General features: G+C 59.4%; 5 protein-coding genes. 2 read left to right on the forward strand and 3 right to left on the reverse strand.

Annotated elements, in window-relative coordinates; all coding sequences use genetic code 11:
- Positions 1–10 precede the first annotated feature (10 nt).
- The 3 genes from E1K68_RS04145 to E1K68_RS04155 all read right to left on the reverse strand — a co-directional run bounded on the left by E1K68_RS04145 (position 11) and on the right by E1K68_RS04155 (position 3,161).
- A complete protein-coding gene (locus tag E1K68_RS04145) occupies positions 11–670 on the reverse strand; it encodes a TetR/AcrR family transcriptional regulator (RefSeq protein ID WP_003188268.1) in 660 nt (219 codons plus the stop codon).
- Positions 671–757: 87 nt separating this feature from the next.
- Positions 758–2,152, reverse strand: coding sequence for a nucleobase:cation symporter-2 family protein (locus E1K68_RS04150; RefSeq protein ID WP_212613815.1), 1,395 nt, complete (start codon positions 2,150–2,152; stop codon positions 758–760).
- Between the two features lie 88 nt (positions 2,153–2,240).
- Positions 2,241–3,161, reverse strand: a complete 921-nt coding sequence (locus E1K68_RS04155) for a LysR family transcriptional regulator (protein ID WP_003188270.1) — start codon at positions 3,159–3,161, stop codon at positions 2,241–2,243.
- 126 nt (positions 3,162–3,287) lie between these two features.
- On the opposite strand from E1K68_RS04155, the gene E1K68_RS04160 reads away from it, so the two are divergent.
- Both E1K68_RS04160 and E1K68_RS04165 read left to right on the forward strand, forming a co-directional pair.
- Positions 3,288–4,637, forward strand: coding sequence for an aspartate aminotransferase family protein (locus E1K68_RS04160; RefSeq protein WP_003188272.1), 1,350 nt, complete (start codon positions 3,288–3,290; stop codon positions 4,635–4,637).
- A 39-nt stretch (positions 4,638–4,676) separates the two neighbouring features.
- Positions 4,677–6,170, forward strand: coding sequence for a CoA-acylating methylmalonate-semialdehyde dehydrogenase (locus E1K68_RS04165; RefSeq protein ID WP_003188273.1), 1,494 nt, complete (start codon positions 4,677–4,679; stop codon positions 6,168–6,170).
- Positions 6,171–6,337 lie beyond the last annotated feature (167 nt).

Below are 6,337 nucleotides of genomic sequence, written 5' to 3' on the forward strand. Positions count from 1 at the left end.
ATTGCTTCGTTTATAGGGCTGGCTTGATGCCGCAGCCTTTGAGAATGATATGGATCAGGTTGGTGCCAGCATCTTCCATGTCCTGCTTGGTCAGCTTGGTGCGACCGGTAACACGGCAGATCTGGGTGGCGAAGTCAGCGTAGTGCTGGGTGCTGCCCCACAGCAGGAAGATCAGGTGCACGGGGTCGACGGGGTCCATTTTGCCAGCGTCGATCCAGGCCTGGAACACCGCGGCACGGCCACTGAACCAGGCCCGATAGTCCTGGCCGAAATATTCAGTGAGGCATTGGCCGCCGCTGATGATCTCCATGGCGAAGATCCGCGAGGCCTGGGGCTGGCGGCGCGAGAATTCCATCTTGGTGCGGATGTAACGAGCGAGCGCCACGGCCGGGTCATCTTCGGCGGTCAGCGCGTTGAAGGTGCTGTCCCACAGTTCGAGGATATTGCTCAGCACCGCGACGTACAGGCCCAGCTTGTTGGTGAAATAGTAGTGCAAGTTGGCCTTGGGCAGCCCGGCACTGGCAGCGATGGTGTTCATGCTGGTGCCTTTGTAGCCATGACGCGCGAATTCATCTTCAGCAGCCTGGAGAATCGCTTGTTCGTTCTTTTGCCGAATGCGGCTGGCGGGTTTACCGGCGTGGTTGCTGTGGGCAGGAACTTCGAGGCTCATGGAGGTTTCCGTGCTGATCGATAGAGACGACGTGTGCACAGATAACCCACCCTCAAGCCTCAGACAAGTCCTGATGCAATAAAACCGTCAAAGCGGTTCCAGGCTGTCGCGTTCCGGGTTGTGGTTTGCGGCGGCGGTACTTGCCTTGGCCTCCGGCAGTAACAGGCACAACACAATGGCGGTGATGCCGCCGCTGGTGATGGCGGAGTCGAACAGGTTCTGCACCAGAGTCGGCATCAGGTGCAGCAGGTTGGGTTGCGCGGCGATACCCAGGCCAACGCCGAACGAGGTGGCGATGATCAGCATGCTGCGTCGGTCCAGCGGCGCCTGGGCGAGGATGCGCACGCCTGCCGCGGCCACGCTGCCGAACATCACGAGGGTGGCGCCGCCCAGTACCGGCTTGGGGATCTGCTGCAGTACAGCGCCGATCAGCGGAAACAGGCCCAGACAGAACAGCAACACGCCGATGTATAAACCGACATAACGGCTGGCCACGCCGGTGAGTTGGATCACGCCATTGTTCTGGGCAAACGTGGTGTTGGGGAAGGCGCTGAAAGTGGCGGCGATCATGCAGCTCACCCCATCGCCGAGCACGCCGCCCTTGAGCCGGCTTATATAAGAAGGGCCGCTGATGGGCTGGCGGGCAATCATGCAATTGGCGGTGAGATCGCCGACGGTTTCGATGCTGCTGATCAGATAAATCAACGCAATCGGCAGGAAGGCGCTCCAGTCGAAGTTGAAACCAAAGCGGAATGGTGTAGGCAGGCTGACCAATGGCAAGTCAGGCAACGCCTGGGGAATCAGTTTGCCGCTGAACCACGCCGCCAGGCTGCCCAGGGCCAGGCCGATGATGATGGCCGACAAACGTACCCAGGGCGTGTTCGAGCGGTTGAGCAGGATGATCGTCAGTACCACGAACAGGCCCAGCGCCAGGTTGGCGGGGGCGCCGAAGTCCGGTGCATTGAAACCGCCGCCGAGGTCGGTGATGCCCACTTTGATCAGGCTGATGCCGATCAGCGTAATCACAATGCCGGTCACCAGCGGTGTGATCACGCGGCGCAGCTGGCCGATAAAGCGGCTCAATACGATCTGCACTGCCGCGCCGAAGAAGCACACGCCGAAGATCATCGCCAGAATGTCTTCCGGGCTGCCACCGCGTTGCTTGACCAGAAAGCCTGCTGACAACACCGCGCCGAGAAACGCAAAGCTGGTGCCTTGCAGGCAGATCATACCGGCACCGATGTCAAACGGCCTGCGTGCCTGGATGAAGGTGCCTACGCCGGAAACCATCAACGCCATGCTGATCAGGTAGGGCAAGTGAGCGGTGAGGCCGAGGGTGGAGCCGATGATCAGCGGCGGCGTGATGATGCCGACGAATGCCGCCAGTACATGTTGCAAGGCCGCGAGTAGAGCAGGCAGTGGTTTCGGGCGGTCATTGAGGCCGTAGATCAGGTCGCTGGGGCTGGAGGATTCTGGAGGCATGGCGGGTTAACTCAAGGCGGACGGTTCAAGGTCCTTGAGCCCTTGCAAAAAGCTGTCCAGGTGCTCAGCTTTTTGTGTAGCGCCCGATTTAGCGGGTGGCGGCCAGGCTTTCGAGGAAACTTTCCAGCACCAAATGAGGGCGACGGCCCTTGCGCGTGACCGATGCCAGGCTCAAATCGTAAAAACGTGTAGCCGGTTTCAGCGCACGCAGTCGGCCTTGTTGTACCCACAGGCTGGCGTAATGATCGGGCAAGTAGCCGATATAGCGCCCGGTGAGAATCAGGAACGCCATGCCTTCACGGTCTGAGGCGCTGGCGGTGCAGTTGAGCGCCTGGTAATGGGCCTGGATCTCCGCGGGCAAGCGGAAGGTGGGGGCGATGGCGTCCTGGCTATCGATGCGTTCGTCGTCGAGTTGCTTGTTATCGGCGTAAAACAGCGGGTGACCGACCGCGCAATAGAGCAAGGAGCGTTCGCTGTACAGCGGCTGGTATTCCAGGCCCGACAGTGCGCTGGCCTGGGGCACCACACCGACGTGCAGGCGACCGTCGAGTACGCCTTGCTCCACTTCATTGGGGGCGATCATGCGGATCTGGATCTGCACGTCCGGGCCGCGTTCCTTCAGCTGCGCCAATGCGTGGGTGATGCGCATATGGGGCAGGGTCACCAGGTTGTCGGTGAGGCCAATGATCAACTCTCCGCGCAAATGTTGGTGCAGGCCGTTGACCTCGGTGCGAAAACTTTCCAGGGCACTCAGCAGTTGCAGGGCAGATTGATAAACCTCGCGGCCTTCTTCCGTCAGGGAAAACCCGGCACGGCCACGTTGGCAGAGCCTCAGCCCGAGCCGTTGCTCAAGGTCGCTCATCTGCTGGCTGATGGCCGAGCGCCCGATGCCAAGGACGGTTTCCGCTGCCGAGAAGCCGCCGCACTCCACCACGCTGCGAAAGATGCGCAGCAGGCGAATATCGAAGTCACTGACTTGTGCCAAAGGGTCGGGACGACGGCTGCTCATAGTTTAGTGAAGTCCTGACTGAAGGTTAGAAGAGTTGGATTTCACCGACTTTATCCCCGTGGCAATTTAGCTGCAACAACGCTTTTTCAATCCCGACGCTGCCTTTTGCCCTGCGAGGTTTTGCTGATGAACATGCCCGAAAACGCCCCATCGTCCCTGGCCAGCCAATTGAAGCTGGATGCGCACTGGATGCCTTACACCGCCAACCGCAACTTCCAGCGTGATCCTCGCCTGATCGTGGCCGCTGAAGGTAGCTGGTTGACCGATGACAAGGGGCGCAAGGTCTATGATTCGTTGTCGGGCCTGTGGACCTGTGGCGCCGGGCATACGCGCAAGGAAATCCAGGAAGCGGTCGCCAAGCAATTGGGCACCTTGGACTACTCCCCAGGCTTTCAGTACGGTCATCCGTTGTCCTTCCAGTTGGCGGAAAAGATCACCGACCTGACCCCAGGCAACCTCAATCATGTGTTCTTTACCGATTCGGGCTCTGAATGCGCCGATACAGCGGTGAAAATGGTGCGGGCCTACTGGCGCCTGAAAGGCCAGGCCACCAAGACCAAGATGATTGGTCGCGCCCGGGGTTACCACGGCGTGAACATCGCCGGTACCAGCCTGGGCGGTGTGAACGGTAACCGTAAGCTGTTTGGCCAGGCGATGATGGATGTTGACCATCTGCCTCACACCTTGCTGGCCAGCAATGCCTTCTCCCGGGGTATGCCGGAGCAGGGTGGTATTGCCTTGGCCGATGAGTTGCTCAAGCTGATCGAGCTGCATGACGCGTCGAACATCGCCGCCGTGTTTGTCGAGCCGATGGCCGGTTCCGCTGGAGTATTGGTGCCACCGCAGGGTTATCTCAAGCGCCTGCGCGAAATTTGCGACCAGCACAATATCCTGTTGGTGTTTGACGAAGTGATCACAGGCTTTGGCCGCACCGGCTCGATGTTCGGTGCCGACAGCTTCGGCGTGACCCCGGACCTGATGTGCATCGCCAAGCAAGTCACCAACGGCGCTATCCCGATGGGCGCGGTGATTGCCAGCAGCGAGATCTACCAGACCTTCATGAACCAGGCGACGCCGGAATACGCCGTGGAATTCCCCCACGGCTACACCTACTCGGCGCACCCGGTGGCTTGCGCGGCGGGATTGGCGGCATTGGACCTGTTGCAGAAAGAAAACCTAGTGCAGAGCGTCGCTGAAGTCGCGCCGCACTTTGAGAATGCGCTGCACGGTTTGAAAGGCAGCAAGAATGTGATCGACATTCGCAACTACGGCCTGGCCGGTGCGATCCAGATTGCCCCGCGCGATGGGGATGCCATCGTGCGCCCATTCGAGGCCGGCATGGCGTTGTGGAAGGCCGGTTTCTATGTGCGTTTTGGCGGTGACACCCTGCAGTTCGGCCCAACCTTCAACAGCAAGCCGCAGGACCTGGACCGTCTGTTTGACGCGGTCGGCGAAGTGCTGAACAAGATCGACTGATTTCTCCTTCTATATAGAACAATTTTTCAGGAGCCCTGCATGAGCCTTATCCAGCATTTGATCAACGGTGAACTGGTCAACGACAGCGGTCGTAGTGCCGACGTCTATAACCCGTCTACCGGCCAGGTGATTCACCAGGTGCCGTTGGCCAGTCGTGAAACCATTCAACAGGCGATTGATTCGGCCAAGGCTGCGTTTCCGGCCTGGCGCAATACGCCGCCAGCCAAGCGTGCCCAAGTGATGTTCCGTTTCAAGCAATTGCTGGAGCAGAACGAAGCACGGATCTCGCAGTTGATCAGCGAAGAACATGGCAAGACCTTGGAAGACGCAGCGGGTGAGCTCAAGCGTGGGATCGAGAACGTGGAATACGCGTGCTCGGCACCGGAGATTCTCAAGGGTGAATACAGCCGCAACGTAGGGCCGAACATCGATGCGTGGTCGGATTTCCAGCCGTTGGGCGTGGTGGCGGGTATCACCCCGTTCAACTTCCCGGCGATGGTGCCGTTGTGGATGTACCCGCTGGCGATCGTCTGCGGTAACTGTTTCATCCTTAAACCTTCAGAGCGCGACCCGAGTTCGACGTTGTTGATCGCGCAGCTGTTGCAGGAAGCCGGGCTGCCTAAAGGCGTGCTCAGTGTGGTGCATGGCGACAAGGGCGCGGTGGATGCGCTGATCGAAGCGCCGGAAGTCAAAGCCTTGAGTTTTGTAGGCTCTACGCCGATTGCCGAGTACATCTATTCCGAAGCGACCAAACGTGGCAAGCGTGTGCAGGCGCTGGGCGGGGCGAAGAATCACGCGGTGCTGATGCCGGATGCAGACCTGGATAACGCGGTGAGTGCCCTGATGGGCGCAGCTTATGGTTCCTGCGGTGAGCGTTGCATGGCGATCTCGGTGGCGGTGTGCGTGGGCGATCAGGTGGCGGATGCGTTGATCGCCAAGCTGGTGCCGCAGGTCAAGGCGTTGAAGATTGGTGCGGGCACTTCTTGCGGGCTGGATATGGGCCCGTTGGTGACGGGGCAGGCGCGGGATAAAGTCAGTGGTTATATAGAAGACGGTGTGTCGGCGGGTGCCGAGTTGGTGGTTGATGGCCGTGGCTTGAGTGTTGCCGGGCATGAGCAAGGATTCTTCCTTGGCGGTAGCTTGTTTGACCGCGTCACCCCGCAGATGCGTATCTATAAAGAAGAGATCTTTGGGCCGGTGCTATGCGTAGTGCGGGTGGATAGCCTGGAAGCGGCGATGCAGCTGATCAACGAGCATGAATACGGCAACGGTACTTGCATCTTCACCCGTGACGGTGAAGCGGCGCGTCTGTTCTGTGATGAGATTGAAGTCGGCATGGTGGGCGTTAACGTGCCGCTGCCAGTGCCGGTTGCGTATCACAGCTTTGGCGGGTGGAAACGTTCGCTGTTTGGCGATTTGCATGCCTATGGTCCGGACGGGGTTCGTTTCTATACCCGTCGCAAGGCGATCACCCAGCGTTGGCCGCAACGGGCCAGCCATGAAGCGTCGCAATTCGCCTTTCCTAGTCTGTAAGGCTCGGTAGGTAGAAGGCCGGCCCCTTGGGGCCGGCCTTTGCGTCATTGGGGCTTTTTTGACCTATATGACAGAAATGTGAAAAAGAAGGTTGACGGCAGATTCTGGAAGCCTATAATTCGCCCCACTTCCGGCGCAGTCGAAACGGAAAACTCCTTGGTAAACAA

The organism is Pseudomonas sp. B2021 (assembly GCF_018135665.1).
In the GTDB taxonomy this organism is placed as follows: Bacteria; Pseudomonadota; Gammaproteobacteria; order Pseudomonadales; family Pseudomonadaceae; genus Aquipseudomonas; species Aquipseudomonas lactis.